The sequence below is a fragment of the Streptomyces sp. NPDC041796 genome, from assembly GCF_055590785.1.
Window position 1 is genome coordinate 57,068 of sequence record NZ_JBVJAH010000014.1, and the last position, 19,233, is coordinate 76,300.

The 19,233-nt window shown below is 70.8% G+C and carries 15 protein-coding genes; 7 read left to right on the forward strand and 8 right to left on the reverse strand.

Features of this window, described 5'->3' with window-relative positions; all coding sequences use genetic code 11:
• Positions 1-271: 271 nt before the first annotated feature.
• Positions 272-2,242: a 2-oxoacid:acceptor oxidoreductase subunit alpha gene (locus tag ACZ6C1_RS26600; protein ID WP_469243920.1), complete on the forward strand. Its 1,971-nt coding sequence runs from the start codon at positions 272-274 to the stop codon at positions 2,240-2,242.
• Positions 2,235-3,284, forward strand: a complete 1,050-nt coding sequence (locus ACZ6C1_RS26605; RefSeq protein ID WP_469243922.1) for a 2-oxoacid:ferredoxin oxidoreductase subunit beta — start codon at positions 2,235-2,237, stop codon at positions 3,282-3,284. Before ACZ6C1_RS26600 ends, ACZ6C1_RS26605 begins: the two co-directional genes overlap by 8 nt.
• Positions 3,285-3,332: 48 nt before the next feature.
• Here ACZ6C1_RS26605 and ACZ6C1_RS26610 read toward each other — a convergent pair whose 3' ends face one another.
• Positions 3,333-3,509, reverse strand: coding sequence for a hypothetical protein (locus ACZ6C1_RS26610; protein ID WP_469243924.1), 177 nt, complete (start codon positions 3,507-3,509; stop codon positions 3,333-3,335).
• 97 nt (positions 3,510-3,606) lie between these two features.
• Between ACZ6C1_RS26610 and rarD the strand changes: the two genes are divergently transcribed.
• A complete protein-coding gene (gene rarD / locus ACZ6C1_RS26615) occupies positions 3,607-4,593 on the forward strand; it encodes an EamA family transporter RarD (protein ID WP_469243926.1) in 987 nt (328 codons plus the stop codon).
• On the opposite strand, the gene ACZ6C1_RS26620 is transcribed toward rarD, so the two are convergent.
• Together ACZ6C1_RS26620 and ACZ6C1_RS26625 are read right to left on the reverse strand one after the other, a co-directional pair.
• Positions 4,590-4,982 (reverse strand): SRPBCC family protein, encoded by a 393-nt coding sequence (locus ACZ6C1_RS26620; protein WP_469243927.1) that lies wholly within the window; start codon positions 4,980-4,982, stop codon positions 4,590-4,592. The two genes, rarD and ACZ6C1_RS26620, sit on opposite strands and share 4 nt — an antisense overlap.
• Positions 4,982-5,578 carry a CGNR zinc finger domain-containing protein gene (locus ACZ6C1_RS26625; protein WP_469244098.1) on the reverse strand — a complete coding sequence of 199 codons (597 nt, stop codon included), beginning with the start codon at positions 5,576-5,578 and terminating at the stop codon, positions 4,982-4,984. The genes ACZ6C1_RS26620 and ACZ6C1_RS26625 overlap by 1 nt, the downstream gene beginning before the upstream one ends.
• Before the next feature lie 42 nt (positions 5,579-5,620).
• Here ACZ6C1_RS26625 and ACZ6C1_RS26630 point away from each other — a divergent pair, with 42 nt between their 5' ends.
• Positions 5,621-6,073, forward strand: a complete 453-nt coding sequence (locus ACZ6C1_RS26630) for a VOC family protein (protein ID WP_469243929.1) — start codon at positions 5,621-5,623, stop codon at positions 6,071-6,073.
• A gap of 345 nt (positions 6,074-6,418) precedes the next feature.
• Positions 6,419-7,771: a M28 family metallopeptidase gene (locus ACZ6C1_RS26635; RefSeq protein ID WP_469243931.1), complete on the forward strand. Its 1,353-nt coding sequence runs from the start codon at positions 6,419-6,421 to the stop codon at positions 7,769-7,771.
• Positions 7,772-7,834: 63 nt separating this feature from the next.
• On the opposite strand, the gene ACZ6C1_RS26640 is transcribed toward ACZ6C1_RS26635, so the two are convergent.
• Positions 7,835-9,025: a LolA family protein gene (locus tag ACZ6C1_RS26640; RefSeq protein WP_469243933.1), complete on the reverse strand. Its 1,191-nt coding sequence runs from the start codon at positions 9,023-9,025 to the stop codon at positions 7,835-7,837.
• Between the two features lie 298 nt (positions 9,026-9,323).
• Positions 9,324-10,334, reverse strand: coding sequence for a polyprenyl synthetase family protein (locus ACZ6C1_RS26645; RefSeq protein ID WP_469243935.1), 1,011 nt, complete (start codon positions 10,332-10,334; stop codon positions 9,324-9,326).
• Between the two features lie 254 nt (positions 10,335-10,588).
• On the opposite strand from ACZ6C1_RS26645, the gene ACZ6C1_RS26650 reads away from it, so the two are divergent.
• Positions 10,589-12,565, forward strand: coding sequence for a CocE/NonD family hydrolase (locus tag ACZ6C1_RS26650; protein WP_469243936.1), 1,977 nt, complete (start codon positions 10,589-10,591; stop codon positions 12,563-12,565).
• 43 nt (positions 12,566-12,608) lie between these two features.
• Positions 12,609-13,835: a fumarylacetoacetase gene (fahA, locus tag ACZ6C1_RS26655; protein WP_469243938.1), complete on the forward strand. Its 1,227-nt coding sequence runs from the start codon at positions 12,609-12,611 to the stop codon at positions 13,833-13,835.
• A gap of 214 nt (positions 13,836-14,049) precedes the next feature.
• Here the strand turns inward: fahA and nuoN are convergent, their stop codons facing one another.
• The 3 genes from nuoN to nuoL are packed head-to-tail and all read right to left on the reverse strand — an operon-like array spanning position 14,050 to position 19,228.
• Complete coding sequence (gene nuoN, locus ACZ6C1_RS26660; RefSeq protein ID WP_469243940.1) at positions 14,050-15,714, reverse strand: NADH-quinone oxidoreductase subunit NuoN; 1,665 nt, start codon at positions 15,712-15,714, stop codon at positions 14,050-14,052.
• Positions 15,711-17,282 (reverse strand): NADH-quinone oxidoreductase subunit M, encoded by a 1,572-nt coding sequence (locus ACZ6C1_RS26665; RefSeq protein ID WP_469243942.1) that lies wholly within the window; start codon positions 17,280-17,282, stop codon positions 15,711-15,713. Before ACZ6C1_RS26665 ends, nuoN begins: the two co-directional genes overlap by 4 nt.
• Positions 17,283-17,287: 5 nt before the next feature.
• Positions 17,288-19,228, reverse strand: a complete 1,941-nt coding sequence (nuoL, locus tag ACZ6C1_RS26670; protein WP_469243944.1) for an NADH-quinone oxidoreductase subunit L — start codon at positions 19,226-19,228, stop codon at positions 17,288-17,290.
• Positions 19,229-19,233: the final 5 nt, after the last annotated feature.

The window sequence follows — 19,233 nt, forward strand, 5'->3', positions numbered from 1 at the left end:
AGCCGGTGCGGCCGGCCGTGGCACCTGCCGCACGGCCTGAGACCAAAGGATGAGTCTGGAGCGTCGTTACCGAACGGCGCGGGGGGAGACAAAGCATGATGATTCAGGGCGTACGGACGTCTCAAAAGGGCGTCCACCATGTGAGCGGTCCAAGGAAGGCGACCCTTACGGACGTAGGGTGGGCCTTGGGACGGCTGGTGGGCCGGCCGTCTCCCGAGCGTTCTCCCGCCGACGGCGGGGAGGCCCCTTGTCTCGAGGGAGGTCCAGTTCAGTGACCAGCCAGGTCAGTAGCCCAGCCGATCAGGCCGACGGGTCAGATGGGACCCGGAAGGCCAACGAGGCTGTCGTCGGGGAACAGCGTGGCGGCCCCGGCCAGCATGGTGCGGAGAAGGAAGTACGCCGTCTGGACCGGGTGATCATCCGTTTCGCGGGTGACTCGGGCGACGGTATGCAGTTGACGGGTGACCGTTTCACGTCGGAGACGGCGTCGTTCGGCAACGACCTGTCGACCCTGCCCAACTTCCCGGCCGAGATCCGGGCCCCCGCCGGCACCCTGCCGGGTGTCTCCTCGTTCCAGCTGCACTTCGCCGACCACGACATCCTCACGCCGGGCGACGCTCCGAACGTCCTGGTGGCGATGAACCCCGCCGCGCTGAAGGCCAACATCGACGATGTGCCGCGCGGCAGCGAGATCATCGTCAACACCGACGAGTTCGCCAAGCGGGCCATGGCGAAGGTCGGCTACGAGACCTCTCCGCTGGAGGACGGTTCCCTCGACGGGTACCGGGTCCACCCGGTACCGCTCACGACGCTGACGATCGAGGCGCTCAAGGACTTCGGTCTCTCCCGCAAGGAGGCCGAGCGTTCCAAGAACATGTTCGCGCTCGGGCTGCTGAGCTGGATGTACCACCGGCCGACCGAGGGCACGGAGAAGTTCCTGCGGCAGAAGTTCGCCAGGAAGCCGGAGATCGCCGAGGCCAATGTGGCCGCGTTCCGGGCCGGGTGGAACTTCGGCGAGACCACCGAGGACTTCGCGGTCTCCTACGAGGTCGCCCCCGCCACGAAGGCGTTCCCCTCCGGCACCTACCGCAACATCTCCGGGAACCTGGCCCTGGCCTACGGTCTGATCGCCGCGTCCCGGCAGGCGGACCTGCCGCTGTACCTGGGCTCGTACCCGATCACCCCGGCCTCCGACATCCTGCACGAGCTGTCGAAGCACAAGAACTTCGGTGTACGGACCTTCCAGGCCGAGGACGAGATCGCCGGTATCGGCGCCGCGCTGGGCGCGGCCTTCGGCGGGTCGCTGGCCGTCACCACCACCTCCGGCCCCGGTGTGGCGCTGAAGTCCGAGACGATCGGGCTCGCGGTGTCGCTGGAGCTGCCGCTGCTGATCGTGGACATCCAGCGTGGCGGCCCGTCGACCGGCCTGCCGACCAAGACCGAGCAGGCGGACCTCCTCCAGGCGATGTACGGGCGCAACGGAGAGGCCCCGGTGCCGGTCGTGGCGCCGCGGACGCCGGCGGACTGCTTCGACGCGGCGCTGGAGGCGGCGCGTATCGCGCTCACCTACCGCACCCCGGTGTTCCTGCTCTCCGACGGCTACCTGGCCAATGGTTCGGAGCCGTGGCGCATCCCGGACCTGGACGAGCTGCCCGATCTGGGTGTCCGGTTCGCCACCGGCCCCAACCACACCCTGGACGACGGCACCGAGGTCTTCTGGCCGTACAAGCGCGACCCCGAGACGCTCGCCCGCCCATGGGCGCTGCCCGGTACGCCGGGCCTGGAGCACCGCATCGGCGGCATCGAGAAGCAGGACGGCACGGGCAACATCTCCTACGATCCGGCCAACCACGACTTCATGGTCCGCACCCGTCAGGCCAAGGTCGACGGCATCGACGTGCCCGACCTGGACGTCGACGACCCGAGCGGCGCCGCCCGGACCCTGGTGCTGGGGTGGGGGTCGACGTACGGGCCGATCACGGCCGCCGTACGGCGGCTGCGGGCCGCCGGCGAGTCCATCGCCCAGGCCCACCTGCGCAACCTCAACCCCTTCCCGAAGAACCTCGGGGATGTGCTGAAGCGGTACGACAAGGTCGTCGTGCCCGAAATGAACCTGGGCCAGCTCGCCACTCTCATCAGGGCGAAATATCTGGTCGACGCGCACAGCTACAACCAGGTGAACGGTATGCCGTTCAAGGCCGAGCAGCTCGCCACGGCTCTCAAGGAGGCCATCCATGACTGAGGCGCTGAAGCTGGTGCCCAAGGCCGAGGCCAAGCAGTCCATGAAGGACTTCAAGTCCGACCAGGAAGTGCGCTGGTGCCCCGGTTGTGGTGACTACGCGATCCTCGCCGCCGTGCAGGGCTTCATGCCCGAGCTCGGTCTGGCGAAGGAGAACATCGTCTTCGTCTCCGGTATCGGTTGTTCGTCCCGCTTCCCGTACTACATGAACACCTATGGGATGCACTCGATCCACGGCCGTGCGCCGGCGATCGCGACCGGCCTGGCCTCCTCCCGCACGGATCTGTCCGTCTGGGTCGTCACCGGCGACGGAGACGCGCTCTCCATCGGCGGGAACCACCTGATCCACGCCCTGCGGCGCAACGTCAACCTCAAGATCCTGCTGTTCAACAACCGGATCTACGGCCTGACCAAGGGCCAGTACTCCCCGACCTCCGAGGTCGGCAAGATCACCAAGTCGACGCCCATGGGCTCGCTCGACGCACCGTTCAACCCCGTGTCCCTCGCGATCGGTGCCGAGGCGTCCTTCGTGGCACGGACCGTCGACTCCGACCGCAAGCACCTCACGGAGGTCCTGCGACAGGCGGCCGACCACCCCGGCACGGCGCTGGTGGAGATCTACCAGAACTGCAACATCTTCAACGACGGGGCGTTCGACGCCCTGAAGGACAAGGAGAAGGCGGAGGAGGCGGTGATCCGCCTGGAGCACGGGCAGCCGATCCGCTTCGGTCCGGCCGGCGGCAAGGGTGTCGTCCGGGACCCGGCCACCGGTGATCTGCAGGTGGTCACCGTGACTCCGGAGAACGAGAGCCAGGTCGTGGTCCACGACGCGCACAGCGCGAGCCCCACCACGGCCTTCGCGCTGTCCCGGCTCGCGGACCCGGACACGCTGCACCACACACCCATCGGTGTGTTCCGCTCCGTGGCGCGCCCCGTCTACGACACCCAGATGGCCGACCAGCTCGACGCGGCCGTCGAGCAGTACGGCAAGGGTGACCTCGCCGCGCTGCTCGCGGGCAACGACACCTGGACGGTCATCGGCTGACGTCCACCGCCGGCGCCCTCGCCGGCTGCCACGGGCCCGGGTCCTCCGTCAGGAGGCCCGGGCCTCGTCGTGGACGTCCCGCGCCCGCTGGACGGCGTCGACGTTCCGCTCGGTCCACCGCGCGAGGGCCCAGACCTGTTCGGCGACCTCCCGGCCGAGCACGGTGAGCGGAGGCCGTCCGGCAGCTGTGACGCATGTGTCATGACCGTATCGCGGTACGGGCATGACAGGCCGCCCCGCACGGCGCTACCTTCGTCCGCAGGCACGTGCCGGGCGTGTGCAGGACAGGGCAGGGCGGCAGGCGGCGGAAGGGCGGCGGCCAATGGCGGCGAAGAGCGGCGGCGAGCAGCGGGCTGGGTTCCTCTACGGCGTGAGCGCCTACGGCATGTGGGGCCTCGTGCCGCTCTTCTGGCCACTGCTGAAGCCGGCCGGAGCGGTCGAGATGCTGGCCCACCGCATGGTCTGGTCCCTGGTGGTCGTCGGAGTCGCACTCCTCGCGCTGCGCCGCTGGGGGTGGATACGCGAGCTGCTGCGGCAGCCCCGCAAGGTCGGGCTGATCACCCTCGCCGCGGCGGTGATCACCGTCAACTGGGGCCTGTACATCTGGGCCGTGAACGCCGGCCAGGTGGTGGAGGCCTCGCTCGGCTACTTCATCAACCCGCTGGTCACCATCGCCATGGGCGTCCTGCTGCTGAAGGAGCGACTGCGGCCCGCGCAATGGGCGGCGGTCGGCACCGGCTTCGCGGCGGTCGTGGTCCTGGCCGTGGGATACGGCAGGCCGCCGTGGATCTCCCTGGTCCTCGCCTTCTCCTTCGCCATCTACGGCCTCGTGAAGAAGAAGGTCAACATCGGCGGCCTGGAGTCCCTGGCGGCGGAGACGGCCGTCCAGTTCCTGCCGGGGCTGGCCTACCTGCTGTGGCTGAGCTCCCAGGGCTCGGCCCACTTCGGCACGGAGGGTGCGGGCCACGCGGCGCTGCTCGCCGCGACGGGTGTGGTCACCGCCGTACCGCTGGTCTGCTTCGGCGCGGCGGCGATCAGGGTGCCGCTGTCGACGCTGGGGCTGTTGCAGTACCTGGCGCCGGTGTTCCAGTTCCTGCTCGGCGTCGTCTACTTCCACGAGGCGATGCCGCCCGAGCGGTGGGCGGGCTTCTCGCTGGTGTGGCTGGCCCTGACGATCCTGACGTGGGACGCGCTGCGGACATCACGGCGTACGAGGGTGGAGGCGGCCGCCCTGCGCCGGGCGGCGGGCCGCCCCGTGGAGGCGGACGGCGCGCCGGTGGACCTGTCGGCGGGCGTGTCGAAGGCCTAGGCCCGTAGCGCCTCCTCCACCCGGCGCATGACGCCCTGCCAGTGCGTACGGCGTCGCTCGCGCTCCTCGGCGCTCGTGAGGTGCTCCTGGTGGAAGCGGAGTACGGCCTTCCCTGGGCCGGCCCCGGAGACGGCGACCTGGACCGTCGTGCCGCCGCAGGTGAGGCGCACCCGGTCGCCGGGCCGGTAGCCGCGCACCTCGCCGGTCACCCCGTCGGCCGTCCCGTACGCCGCGCCCTTCTCCGTGGGCAGCCCTCCCCGCACGACACCGAGCCACAGCGCGACGCCGTCCGGGCTCACGATGAAGTCCCACACGGCGTCGGCCGGCAGCGGCAGCGTCTTCGACACGCCGATCTCCCAGCCTGCGTCGCGGGTCAGTCCTGTGGGCATCACGTTTCTCCTTCCGTCCGGGTACGGGCGCGGTGGGCCCGGACCTTGTGGCGGTTGCCGCACCGTTCCATCGCGCACCAGCGGCGGCGGCCGGGGCGGGAGGTGTCGACGAAGAGCAGGTAACAGTCGTGGGCGCCGCATTCGCGGATGCGGCCGGCCGCCGCGTACGGACCGGTGAACAGGTCGATCGCGTCACGGGCGATCGTCGACAGCAGCCCCGCCACGCTCGCGCCGGGCGCCCACTCCCTCCCCCCGGCCGCCGTCATGCGCATGCCCAATGGCGGCCCGTGGGCGGCGGCGTTCGCCACGGCGAGGCCGGCCGCCGGGAACGCACGCCCGTGCGCCCGAGCCGCGGTGAGCCCGTGCAGGGCGTCTCGCACTTCCCGTACCGCCGCCAGGTCCGCCGCGCCGACGGGCGGCAACCGCAGACCCGGCGGGTCGAGCCGGCTGGCCGCCACCCAGTCGAGCAGCCCGGCGGGGGTGTCGAGCACCTCGAACCGGGCGAGCGGGCCCGGACCGCCGGTGAGCAGCAACTCCAGGCACAGCGCGCCGGGATCGAAGCGGAAGGAGCCGCCATCCGGCGGGTGCAGGGTCATGCCTATTGCGGGCTCGTTCACGTAACCAATATAAGTGGTTACATGACACCACTCCAGTGGAAGCTCGTGATCGACGCGGCCGATCCCCACCCCCAGGCCGACTTCTGGGCCGAGGCCCTGGGCTATCTGGTCGAGGACAACAGCGCCCACATCGACCGGCTGATGGGCCTCGGGTACGTGACGGACGCGGACACCGTCGAAGCGCACGGCCGTCGCGCGTTCCGGGATCTGGTCGCCGTCCGGCATCCGGACGACCCGTACGACGAGCGGACCGGCACCGGCCTCGGCAGGCGGGTGCTCTTCCAGCGCGTGCCGGAGCCGAAGAGCGGGAAGAACCGCCTCCACCTCGACCTGCACGCTCCGCCCGGCCGGCGGGAGGCGGAGGTGACGCGGCTGGAGGCACTGGGCGCGACCGTACTGCGCCACGTCAAGGAGCCGGGTGGCGAATGGACCGTCATGGCCGACCCGGAGGGCAACGAGTTCTGCGTGCAGTAGGCGCGGCGCCCACCGCCGCCGCTCCGCGCCCGGGGCCGCGCCCGCACTCGCCACCGTCCCGGGGCCCGTGACCGCCCACGGAGGTCCGTGCAAGACGACGAAGGGGTTCTTGGCCGAAAGGCCGTGCAGTGGTGCTCGTTTCGCGACTACTTCGAGGGCACAACGGTCCGATATGCGAACGCTCGTGACCGGATTACGCCCTTGACGGTAGGTCAAACTCTCGTTGAACATTCAGCACGCACATCGCACCAGAAGCTTCATCAGCTCCAACGCCCCGCGCCCCCAAGGCCGCGGGGCGTCTCGCACGTTCCGTTCCCATCCCCGTACGGAATCCGGAGCCCCCACATGAACGTCTCCGCGCGCCACCACATACCCAGACGCACCGCCGCGGCCGCCGCGCTCGTCGTCGCCGGCCTCCTGGCCACCGCCGTCCCGGCAGCCACGGCAGCCCCTGCCGCACCCTCCGCCCCGGCAGCCGCAACAGCGGCCGCGGCCGCCGCGCCCGACATACCTGTCGCCAACGTCAAGGCGCACCTCACCCAGTTCCAGTCCATAGCCGGCGCCAACGGCGGCAACCGCGCCCACGGCCGCCCCGGCTACAAGGCGTCGATCGACTACGTGAAGGCCAAGCTGGACGCGGCCGGATTCACCACCACGGTCCAGCAGTTCACGTACAACGGCACCACCGGCTACAACCTCGTCGCCGACTGGCCCGGCGGCGACGCCAACCAGGTCCTCATGGCCGGTGCCCACCTCGACTCGGTCTCCTCGGGTGCCGGCATCAACGACAACGGGTCCGGCTCCGCCGCCGTGCTGGAGACCGCGCTCGCCGTCTCACGCGCCCAGCTCAAGCCCGCCAAGCACCTCCGCTTCGCGTGGTGGGGCGCCGAGGAGCTCGGCCTGGTCGGCTCCAAGTACTACGTCAACAACCTCCCCGCCACCGAGCGCGCCAAGGTCTCCGGCTACCTCAACTTCGACATGATCGGGTCGCCGAACCCCGGCTACTTCGTCTACGACGACGACCCGACGATCGAGAAGACCTTCAAGGACTACTTCGCCGGCCTCGGCGTCCCGACCGAGATCGAGACCGAGGGCGACGGCCGCTCCGACCACGCCTCGTTCAAGAACGTCGGCATCCCGGTCGGCGGCCTGTTCACCGGCGCGAGCCGTACGAAGACCAGCGCCCAGGCGCAGAAGTGGGGCGGTACGGCGGGCCAGGCCTTCGACCGCTGCTACCACTCCTCGTGCGACAACACGTCCAACATCAACGACACCGCGCTCGACCGGAACAGCGACGCCGTGGCGCACGCCATCTGGACGCTGTCCGCCGGTACGACGGAGCCGCCGACGGGCGACACGTACGAGAACACCGCCGACGTCGCCATCCCGGACAACGGCACGGCCGTGACGTCGACGGTCACCGTCTCCGGCCGCACGGGCAACGCCCCGGCGGCGCTCAAGGTGGGCGTCGACATCATCCACACGTGGCGCGGCGACCTGGTCGTCGACCTGCTGGCGCCGGACGGCACGGCGTACCGCCTCAAGAACTCCAGCGGCAACGACTCGGCCGACAACGTCCAGACCACCTACACGGTCGACGCGTCGAGCGAAGCCGCCAACGGCGCGTGGAAGCTGCGCGTCCAGGACGTGGCGGCCCAGGACACGGGTTACATCAACGCGTTCCGCCTCACGTTCTGAGCAGGCCCGTGCCCCGCTCGGAGAGCGCGAACCGCTCCGAGCGGGGCACGTCCACGCTGTCCGTTACTTCGTGCCGTTCGCCGCGTCGACCAGGGCCTCCGGGGTCACCGCGCCCACGTAGACCTTGCCGTCGTCGGTCATCAGGGCGTTGACCAGACGGGTCTTGAAGACCGTGCCGGAGCCGAACTTCCCGGTCACCTTGTCACCGAGCGCGTCCAGGAACTTCTGCGCCTCCGCGGGGACCTCGGACGGGGCGTCGGACGGGGCGTCGGACGGCACGCCGCCCGTCGGGCCGGTGAGCTGGGCGATGGAGGTCCAGCCCTCGCCGATGACGTTCAGGCCCTCCGCGCCCGGGGACTCCCCGGTTTCGCCCTTCGGCACGAAGGGCGCCACCGCCGGTCCCTCGCCCGGACCCGCACCCTCACCCGGAACCCCGGCCGGCGCCTCCGTCACCTTCGCGCCCTTCGGCGGCGTGAAGTCGAACGTCGACGCGGCCGGCTTGGCGAAGTCCACCTTCGTGAAGCCCGCGTCGATCGCGGCCTTGCCGCCACCGCTCGGGGTGAGCGTGAACTTCAGCGGTACGCCGTTGTCCGCGTCCACCGCGACCTTGATCGAACCGATCGTGGAGCCGCTCTGCTTCGGCTTGATGACGAGCTGGTACGCGTCGCGCCCGGCGATCCGCGCCGTCCCGTCCACCGTCACCGACGTCGTGTCGTCGACGGCCTTCAGCGCCTCGTCCACCATGTCCTTCGGGGTCACCGGCGGGGCCGGCAGCTCGGACTCCGAGGCCTTGCCGCCGCGCTCGGTCGAGTGGACCGCCTCCTTGGACGCGCCGTCGTACGCCCATACGTCGTTCCCGTTGCGCACCAGGCTGTACTCGCCGGAGGCGTCGTCCACGACGGTCAGCCGCTGCTTGTCCGGCCCGTCCGCCGCCACCCGCAGGGTGTGCGTGCCCGAGGCGAACTCCATCAGCTTCCCGACGCCCTCACCGCCGCCCCCGAGGTCTCCCCCGAGGCCCGACAGCGACGGAAGCCCGAGGTCCGCCGTCACCTTCACCGTGCCGGACAGCTGCTGCACGTCCGACGCGGCGATCTTCTCCACCAGTTGCTGTGCCGTGATCTCCGGCAGTTCGGGGTCCCCGGATGCCGCGAGCGCCGGGACGAGCCCGATCGTCGCCGCCGCCACCCCCGCCACCGCGACCGGGACCGCGTACCGTGCCGTCCTCCGGCGCCCGGCGCTGTCGTTCGGTGCCATGTGTGCCTACCTCCGTGGTCAGCGATCCGTCTGCCTCAACGTCCGGTATCCATCTGACCAAGGCGGCACCCCCCGGGGCGTCAGTCCCCGGGCTCAACTTCCGTACTGCTCAGGGATGACACCGACCCCGAGACGCCCAGGGCGCTTCTTTTGGATCAGGCCGGATCAGGGAGCGGGGTCTGGTGCGTGCGGACGCAAGGCGGAGCAGGGAGCCACTGCGGAGCATCGGCGACTGACGACAACGCCACAGACGCGCGTGCCAGGGCGGGCGAGCCCGGCGAAATCTGAAAGAAGCGCCCTAGCCCGCGCGGTGCACCACCAGGTCGCACAGCTCCTCCAGCGCGGCCTTCGCGTAGCAGTCCGGCAGCGGCGCCAGCGTCGCCCGCGCGTCCTGGGCGTACCGGACGGTGTCCCGCCGCGCCTGCTCCAGCGCCGGGTGGACGCGCAGCCGTCGCAGCGCCTCCGCGTGCCGGGCGTCGTCCGTCAGGTCGCCGTCCAGCAGCGCGACCAGCTCCTGGTCCTCCGCCGCGCCGCCCGAGGCCGCGCGGGCGCGCAGGTGGAGCACCGGCAGGGTGGGGATGCCCTCCCGCAGGTCGGTGCCCGGTGTCTTGCCCGACTCGTGGGAGTCGGAGGCGATGTCCAGGACGTCGTCGGCGAGCTGGAAGGCGACGCCGAGCCGCTCGCCGTACTGGGTGAGGATGTCCACGGTCCGCTCGTCGGCGCCCGACATCATCGCGCCGAAGCGCCCCGAGACGGCGATCAGCGAACCGGTCTTGCCCGCGATGACGTCCAGGTAGTGCTCGACCGGGTCGCGTCCGTCGCGCGGGCCGGCCGTCTCCAGGATCTGTCCGGTGACCAGGCGTTCGAATGCCTGCGCCTGGATGCGTACGGCCTCGGGTCCGAGGTCCGCCAGGATGTGCGAGGCGCGGGCGAAGAGGAAGTCACCCGTCAGGACGGCCACCGAGTTGCCCCATCGGGCGTTGGCGCTGTCCACCCCCCGGCGTACGTCGGCCTCGTCCATGACGTCGTCGTGGTAGAGGGTCGCGAGGTGGGTGAGCTCGGCGACGACGGCAGAGGGCACGACGCCGGGGGCGTGCGGGTCGCCGAACTGCGCGGAGAGCATCACCAGCAGCGGGCGGAAGCGCTTGCCCCCGGCCCGTACCAGGTGCTGTGCCGCCTCCGTGATGAACGGCACGTCGCTCTTGGTGGCATCGAGGAGGCCTGCCTCGACGGCCGCCAATCCGGTCTGGACATCGGCCTCAAGAGCCTGGTCCCGCACGCTCAGCCCGAACGGCCCGACTGCGGTCACGAGGGGGTCTCCTGTCTGCTGACGATCACACGGATTGTCGATGTGTCGCTGGATTCACTCAAGTCAGCGTATCCGGTCCCCTTTCGATCACCGTGGGCGCCTTCCACCCTCCCCCGGTATGTTCAAGAACAGCTCATATGATCAGATGCAGCCGTTTTGCCCGATACCACCGAGGAAGACCGTAAAGCCCGAGAAAGCCCACTGAACCCGGAGCACAACCCGGAGCACATCGACGAGACGGGTCCCGAGGCCCCATGAAGATCCGCACCTCCTTCCCCCACGAGACGACCCACGAGGACGTCCGCATCCCCCTCACGGACGGAACGAGGCTCTACGCCCGCGTGTGGCGCCCCCTCACCGACGAGCCCGTTCCGGCCCTCCTCGAGTACCTGCCGTACCGGCTGACCGACTGGACGGCTCCCCGGGACCGGCAACGGCATCCCTGGTACGCGGGCCACGGCTACGCCTCGGTACGGGTCGACGTGCGCGGACACGGCAACAGCGAAGGGGTGCCGGGCGACGTGTACTCCGAGAGCTTGATCACCGACGGCGCCGAGGTGATCGACTGGCTCGCCGCCCAGCCGTGGTGCACCGGCCGTGTCGGGATGTTCGGCATCGGCTGGGGCGGCACCACCGCGCTCCGGATCGCCGCCCTCGCACCCGAGCCGCTCCGGGCGGTCGTCACCGTCTGTTCCACCGACGACCGGTACGACACGGGCGTCCACTACCTGGGCGGCTCCCTCCTCGCCGCGGGCACGCACGCCCGGGCGGCGGCCCTCCTGGCCTTCACCGCCCGCCCGCCGGATCCCCTGTACGCCGGTGACGCCTGGCGCGACATGTGGCTGAAGCGCCTCGAGACGCTGGAGCCGCCCGTCCACACGTGGCTGGCCCACCAGGACCGCGACGAGTACTGGCGGCACGCCGGCGTCCGCGACCGCTACGGCGCCGTGCGGGCCGCGGTCCTCGCGGTGGGCGGCTGGCACGACCCGTACCGCGACAGCGTCCTCCGGCTGGTCGAGCACCTGCCGGACGACCGGGTCCGGGGGATCATCGGGCCCTGGCCGCACCAGTACCCGGACCGGGAGCGGCCGCCCGGACCGGCGATCGGGTTCCTCCAGGAGACGCTCCGCTGGTGGGACCACCACCTCAAGGACGAGCCCACCGGCGTCATGTCCGAGCCCCTCCTCCGCTCCTGGATCAGCGCCCCGCACCCGCCCACGACCGCCCCGCCCGAGCTCCCCGGCCGCTGGGTCGGCGACCCCGCCTGGCCGTCCCCGAACGTCACCCCCGTCACGTACGCCCTCCAGGGCACGCCCGTCCTGGTCCGCTCCCCGCAGCACACCGGCCTGGACGCCGGACGCCTCGTCCCGTCCGGCGACGACGCCGACCTGCCGCCCGACCAGCGCGCCGAGGACGCCCACTCGGCCTGCTTCGACTTTCCCGTCCCACCGGACGGGACACCCCTCGAGATCCTCGGCCGCCCCCGCGTCACCCTCGCCCTGCGCACCGGCGCGTCCACCGGCCGGCTCGTCGCGCGCCTCTGCGACGTCGCCCCGGACGGCACCTCCACCCTGGTCACACGCGGCGCGCTCGCCCTCACCCAGAAGCAGCACGGCGAGGAGCACGTGGACCTCGAACTGAACGGCATCGGCCACACCTTCCCACCCGGCCACCGCGTCCGCCTCGCGGTCTCCTCCGCGTACTGGCCCTGGATCTGGCCCGCCCCGCACGCCACGGGGTTCACCCTCGACCCCGACGCCGGCGCCCTCCGACTCCCGGTCCGGCGGTACACCACCGAGACCGTCGCGTTCGACGCTCCCGAACAGGCCGAACCCCTCGGCGTCACCGTCCCCACCACCCTCGACGACACCGCCACCAGGCGCCCCGGGCGCCTCATCGTCCGTGACGTCGCCAAGGGCGAGTGGCGCCTCGAGGACGACCCCCGCCAGGACGGCACGCGCGCCTACCCGGACGGCCTGGAGGTCACCGAGGAGGCTCTGGAGACCTGCACCATCAACGAACGGGACCCGCTCTCCGCCCGCACCCGCTCCGAGTGGAGGATCCGTCTGCATCGCCCCGACCTGCCCTGGAACGTCACCGTCGAGACGCGCTCGGAGATCGCGTGCGACGCCACGCACTTCCTCACCTCCAACGAGGTGATCTGCGCGGAAGGCTCCGAGGTCCTCTTCCATCACACCTGGGAGAAGCGCGTTGCCCGCCGGCCGGGCTGATCTAACGTGTCCCCCACACACGTGGAAAGCGAGGCAAGCACCGATGCCCGAGCAGAGCCCGCTCGACCTGACCGAAGGCGACCCCTTCGGCCCGCACAACCTTCCGTACGGCGTCTTCACCACCGCCGACGAGCCCGGCCGCCGCCGGCTCGGCGTCCGCATCGGCGACCACGTCCTGGACGCGGGGGCGGCCGCGCAGGCGCTGGGCTCGCCGTACGCGGCACTGCTGGCGCAGCCGAGCCTGAACCCGCTGCTCGCCGCCGGCCGCACCGCCTGGCGCGACGTCCGCCGGGCGCTCACCGCGTGGCTGACGGTTCCGGCCCACCGCCCCGCCATAGAACCGCTGCTGCACCCCCTCACCAGCGTGACGCTCCACCTGCCGTACGAGGTCGCGGACTACGTCGACTTCTACGCCTCGGAGCACCACGCCACCAACGTCGGCAAGATCTTCCGCCCGGACGGGGAGCCCCTCACCCCGAACTGGAAGCACCTGCCGATCGGCTACCACGGCCGCTCCGGCACGGTCGTCGTCTCCGGCACCGACATCGTCCGGCCCAGTGGGCAGCGCAAGGCGCCCTCGGACGCCGCCCCGGTCTTCGGCCCGTCCGTCAAGCTGGACATCGAGGCGGAGGTCGGCTTCCTCGTCGGTGCCCCCTCCGAGCTCGGCCGGCCCGTCCCCCTCGCCTCCTTCCGCGACCACGTCTTCGGCCTGACGCTGCTCAACGACTGGTCGGCGCGTGACATCCAGGCGTGGGAGTACGTTCCCCTCGGCCCCTTCCTGGGCAAGTCCTTCGCGACCTCCGTGTCCCCCTGGGTGACCCCGCTGGAGGCCCTGGACGCCGCCCGGGTGGCGCCGCCCGCCCGGGACTTCCCCCTCCTGCCCTACCTGGACGACAGCTCCGACGAGGAGCCGGGCGGCTTCGACCTCCACATCACGGTGCGCATCAACGGCGAGACGGTCTCGGAACCCCCCTTCTCGTCGATGTACTGGACGGCCGCCCAGCAGCTCGCGCACATGACCGTCAACGGCGCCTCCCTCCGTACGGGCGACCTCTTCGGCTCCGGCACGGTCAGCGGCCCGGAGGTCCACCAGCGCGGCTCGCTCCTGGAGCTCACCTGGAACGGCCAGGAGCCGCTGGAACTGTCCACCGGCAAGCGGACGTTCCTGGAGGACGGCGACGAGGTGACGCTCACCGCCTGGGCACCGGGCCCGGACGGCACGAAGGTCGGCCTCGGCGAGGTGACGGGCAGGATCGCTTCCGCACACTGAGCCGCGACGGCGTACGGCGCGGGCGGGACCACCGGAACGGCAGCCTGGGGGGCGCCCGCAGGGTCTCCGCCCCGCCCTCTCCCGGGAAGCACGAGCCGACACACGTGTGCGGGGGGGGGGGGGGGGGGACCCCCCCCCCCCCCCCCCCCCCCCCCCCCCCCCCCCCCCCCCCCCCCGCACACGCATCCGGTTCCGGTCGGCGCCGCCAGCGCCGTCAGCGAACGAAGACCCCCGCCTGCCCCGCCAGATCGAGGAAGTACTGGGGTGCCACGCCCAGTACCAGCGTCACCGCGACGCCCACACCGATCGTCGTCATCGTCAGCGGTGACGGCACGGCGACCGTCGGACCCTCGGGCTTCGGCTCACTGAAGAACATCAGCACGATGACCCGGATGTAGAAGAACGCGGCGATGGCCGACGAGATGACGCCGATCACCACCAGGGCCCCGGCGCCACCCTCCGCCGCCGCCTTGAAGACGGCGAACTTGCCGGAGAACCCGGAGGTGAGCGGGATTCCGGCGAAGGCCAGCAGGAACACCGCGAAGACAGCCGCCACGAGCGGTGAACGCCGCCCGAGACCGGCCCACTTGGAAAGGTGCGTCGCCTCGCCGCCCGCGTCGCGCACCAGGGTGACGACGGCGAAGGCGCCCACCGTCACGAACGAGTACGCGCCCAGGTAGAAGAGCACCGAGGACACACCGTCCGGCGTCGCCGCGATGACGCCGGCGAGGATGAACCCGGCGTGGGCGATCGACGAGTAGGCGAGCAGCCGCTTGATGTCGGTCTGGGTGATCGCGACGATGGCGCCGGCGAGCATCGTGACGATGGCGACGCCCCACATGACGGGCCGCCAGTCCCAGCGCAGCCCGGGCAGCACCACGTACAGCAGCCGCAGCATCGCGCCGAACGCGGCGACCTTCGTCGCGGCCGCCATGAAGCCGGTGACCGGAGTCGGGGCGCCCTGGTAGACGTCCGGGGTCCACATGTGGAACGGCACCGCGCCGACCTTGAACAGCAACCCCATCAGCACCATCGCGAAGCCGATGAGGAGCAGCACGTCGTTGCCCATGGTCTGGGCGAGCGCCGGGGTGACGGCGGTCACCGACCCGTCCACCACGTCGGCGATACGGGCGTACGACACGGAGCCCGCGTACCCGTACAGCAGGGCGATGCCGAACAGCAGGAACGCTGACGAGAAGGCGCCGAGCAGGAAGTACTTCACGGCGGCTTCCTGCGACATCAGCCGCTTGCGGCGGGCGACCGCGCACAGCAGGTAGAGCGGAAGGGAGAAGACCTCCAGCGCGATGAACAGCGTCAGCAGGTCGTTGGCCGCCGGGAAGACGAGCATCCCGCCCACGGCGAACAGGACCAGTGGGAAGACCTCGGTCGTCGTGAAACCCGCCTTGACGGCGGCCTTCTCGTGGTCGCTGCCGGGTACGGCGGCGGCCTCGGCGGCGAACGAGTCGACCCGGTGGCCGTGATGCGCCGGGTCGAGCCGGCGCTCGGCGAAGGTGAACACCGCGACCAGCGAGGCCAGCAGGATGGTGCCCTGGAGGAACAGCGCGGGCCCGTCGACCGCGATCGCGCCCATCGCGGCGATGCCGGCCTTGGTGGTGGCGTACCCACCGGCCGCCAGGGCGACGACCGCCGCGAAGGCGGCGGCCAGCGCCACGACCGTCAGGAACACCTGCGCGTAGTAGCGGGCGCGGCGCGGTACGAAGGCCTCCAGCAGGATGCCGACCACGGCGGCGCCCACCACGATCAGCGTGGGGGCAAGCTGGCCGTACTCGATGGCCGGCGCCCCGATCTTGTCGGCGGCGGCCGGTTCGGACGCCGTCGTCCACAGGCTGTGGACAGCAACTGCGGCTGTAGCGCTCACTTGGCCGCCTCCACTTCAGGTTGCGGGTCCTTCTGCTGTACGTCGGACATGGTGTGCCGCACCGCCGGGTCGACGATCTCGGTCAGCGGCTTGGGGTAGACGCCGAGGAAGAGCAGCAGGGCGATCAGCGGGGCCACCACAGCCAGCTCGCGCGCCTTGAGGTCGGGCATCGCCCGTACCTCCTCCTTCACCGGCCCCGTCATCGTCCGCTGGTAGAGCACCAGCGTGTAGAGCGCGGCCAGCACGATGCCGAACGTCGCGATGACGCCCGCCACCGGGTACCGGGCGAACGTGCCGACCAGCACCAGGAATTCGGAGACGAACGGCGCGAGACCGGGCAGCGACAGCGTGGCCAGACCGCCCACGAGGAACGTCCCGGCGAGCACCGGCGCCACCTTCTGCACACCGCCGTAGTCGGCGATGAGCCGCGACCCGCGCCGCGAGATCAGGAACCCGGCCACCAGCATCAGCGCGGCCGTCGAGATCCCGTGGTTGACCATGTAGAGGGTGGCCCCGGACTGGCCCTGGCTGGTCATGGCGAAGATGCCCATGATGATGAAGCCGAAGTGGGAGATCGACGCGTAGGCGACCAGCCGTTTGATGTCCCGCTGGCCGACCGCGAGCAGCGCCCCGTAGACGATGCTGATCAGCGCCAGCACGATGATCGCGGGTGTGGCCCACTTCGACGCCTCCGGGAAGAGCTGGAGGCAGAAGCGGAGCATCGCGAAGGTGCCGACCTTGTCGACCACCGCCGTGATGAGCACCGCCACCGGCGCGGTCGCCTCGCCCATCGCGTTGGGCAGCCAGGTGTGCAGCGGCCACAGCGGGGCCTTCACCGCGAAGGCGAAGAAGAACCCGAGGAACAGCAGCCGCTCGGTGTCGGTCGCCATCTCCAGTTCACCGCTCGCCCGTGCGGCGGCGATCTCGGTGAGGGAGAAGCTCCCCGCCACGACGTACAGGCCGATGACGGCGGCCAGCATGATGAGGCCGCCGACCAGGTTGTAGAGCAGGAACTTCACCGCGGCGTACGAGCGCTGGGTCGCCGCGGCCGCATCGCCGCCGGTGTGCGCCCGGTCCCCGAAGCCGCCGATGAGGAAGTACATCGGGATGAGCATGGCTTCGAACAGGATGTAGAAGAGGAAGACGTCGGTGGCCTCGAAGGAGAGGATCACCATCGCCTCGACCATCAGGATCAGGGCGAAGAAGCCCTGCGTCGGCCGCCACCGCTTCGACTGCGTCTCCAGGGGGTCGGCGTCGTGCCAGCCGGCCAGGATGATGAAGGGGATCAGCAGCGCGGTGAGCGCGATGAGCGCCACCCCGATGCCGTCCACGCCCAGTTCGTACCGCACGCCGAAGTCCGCGATCCATGCGTGGGACTCGGTGAGCTGGTAGCGCTCGCCGCCGGGATCGAACCGGACGGCCACCAGCGCGGCCAGGACGAGCGTGCCCAGCGAGACCAGCAGAGCCAGCCACTTGGCGGCCGTGCGGCGGGCCGCCGGAACGGCGGCGGTGAGGATCGCGCCGACGGCCGGCACGGCCGCCGTCAGCGTCAGGAGGGGAAACGACATCGTGGTCACACTCCCCTCATCAGCAGGGTCGCGGCGATCAGCACCGCCGTACCTCCGAACATCGAGACCGCGTAGGAGCGGGCGAAGCCGTTCTGCAGCTTGCGCAGCCGGCCGGACAGTCCGCCGACCGAGGCGGCGGTGCCGTTGACCACCCCGTCGACCAGGGTGTGGTCCATGTACACCAGCGAGCGCGTGAGGTGCTCGCCGCCGCGGACCAGGACGATGTGGTTGAAGTCGTCCTGGAGCAGGTCGCGCCGGGCGGCGCGGGTGAGCAGCGAGCCGCGCGGGGCGACGACCGGGACGGGCCGGCGGCCGTACTGCGCGTACGCGATGCCGACGCCTACCAGCAGGACGACCACCGTGGAGGCGGTCACCGCGCCCGCGCTGATGGGCGGGTGCCCGTGCTCGAACTCGGTGACGGGCTTGAGCCAGTTGACGAACGCGCTGTTGAGCGAGAAGAGCGCGCCCGCGAAGACCGATCCGAAGGCCAGCACGATCATCGGGATGGTCATGGACTTCGGCGACTCGTGGGGATGCGGCATCTCGCCCGGGTGGACCTCGACGCCGGGCTCCACACTGGGCGCCTTGTCCGGGTCCGGGGCGGGCTGCCAGCGCTTCTCGCCGAAGAACGTCATGAGCATCACGCGGGTCATGTAGTACGCGGTGATGCCCGCGCCCAGCAGGGCGACCCCGCCGAGGATCCAGCCCTCCGTACCGCCCTTGGCGAAGGCCGCCTCGATGATCTTGTCCTTGGACCAGAAGCCGGACAGGCCCGGGAAGCCGATGATCGCCAGGTAACCGAGCCCGAAGGTCACGAAGGTGACCGGCATGTACTTCCTGAGGCCGCCGTACTTCCTCATGTCGACCTCGTCGTTCATGCCGTGCATGACCGAACCGGCGCCGAGGAACAGCCCGGCCTTGAAGAAGCCGTGCGTCACCAGGTGCATGATCGCGAAGGCGTACCCGATCGGGCCGAGTCCGGCCGCCAGGATCATGTAGCCGATCTGCGACATCGTCGAACCGGCCAGCGCCTTCTTGATGTCGTCCTTGGCACAACCGACGATCGCACCGAACAGGAGTGTGACCGCGCCGACCACCACGACCGCGAGCTGCGCGTCCGGAGCCGCGTTGAAGATGGCGCCCGACCTGGTGATCAGGTAGACGCCCGCGGTCACCATCGTGGCGGCGTGGATCAGGGCCGAGACGGGGGTCGGGCCCTCCATCGCGTCACCGAGCCAGGACTGCAGCGGCACCTGCGCCGACTTGCCGCACGCGGCGAGCAGCAGCATCAGCCCGATGGCCGTCATCATGCCCTCGCTCGTCTCCCCCGTCGCCGCCAGCACCGGCCCGAAGGTGAACGTCCCGAAGGTGGTGAACATCAGCATGATGGCGATGGACAGGCCCATGTCGCCGACCCGGTTGACCAGGAAGGCCTTCTTCGCGGCGGTGGCCGCGCTGGGCTTGTGCTGCCAGAAGCCGATCAGGAGGTACGAGGCGAGACCGACGCCCTCCCAGCCGAAGTACAGCAGCAGGTAGTTGTCGGCGAGGACCAGCAGCAGCATCGCCGCCAGGAACAGGTTCAGGTAGCCGAAGAAGCGGCGCCTGCGCTCGTCGTGCGCCATGTACCCGATCGAGTACACGTGGATGAGCGTGCCGACACCGGTGATGAGGAGGACGAACGTCATCGACAGCTGGTCGAGCTGGAAGGCGATGTCCGCCCGGAAGCTCTCCACCGGCACCCAGCTGAACAGGTGCTGGTGCAGCGCCCGTTCCTCCGTGCCCCTGCCCAGCATGTCGAAGAAGAGCACCGCCCCGATGACGAAGGAGGCGGCGGCGAGCAGGGTGCCGAGCCAGTGCCCGGCCTTGTCCAGCCGCCGGCCGCCGCACAACAGGACGGCCGCTCCCAGCAGAGGCGCCGCCACGAGCAGCGCGATCAGATTCTCCACTTTCA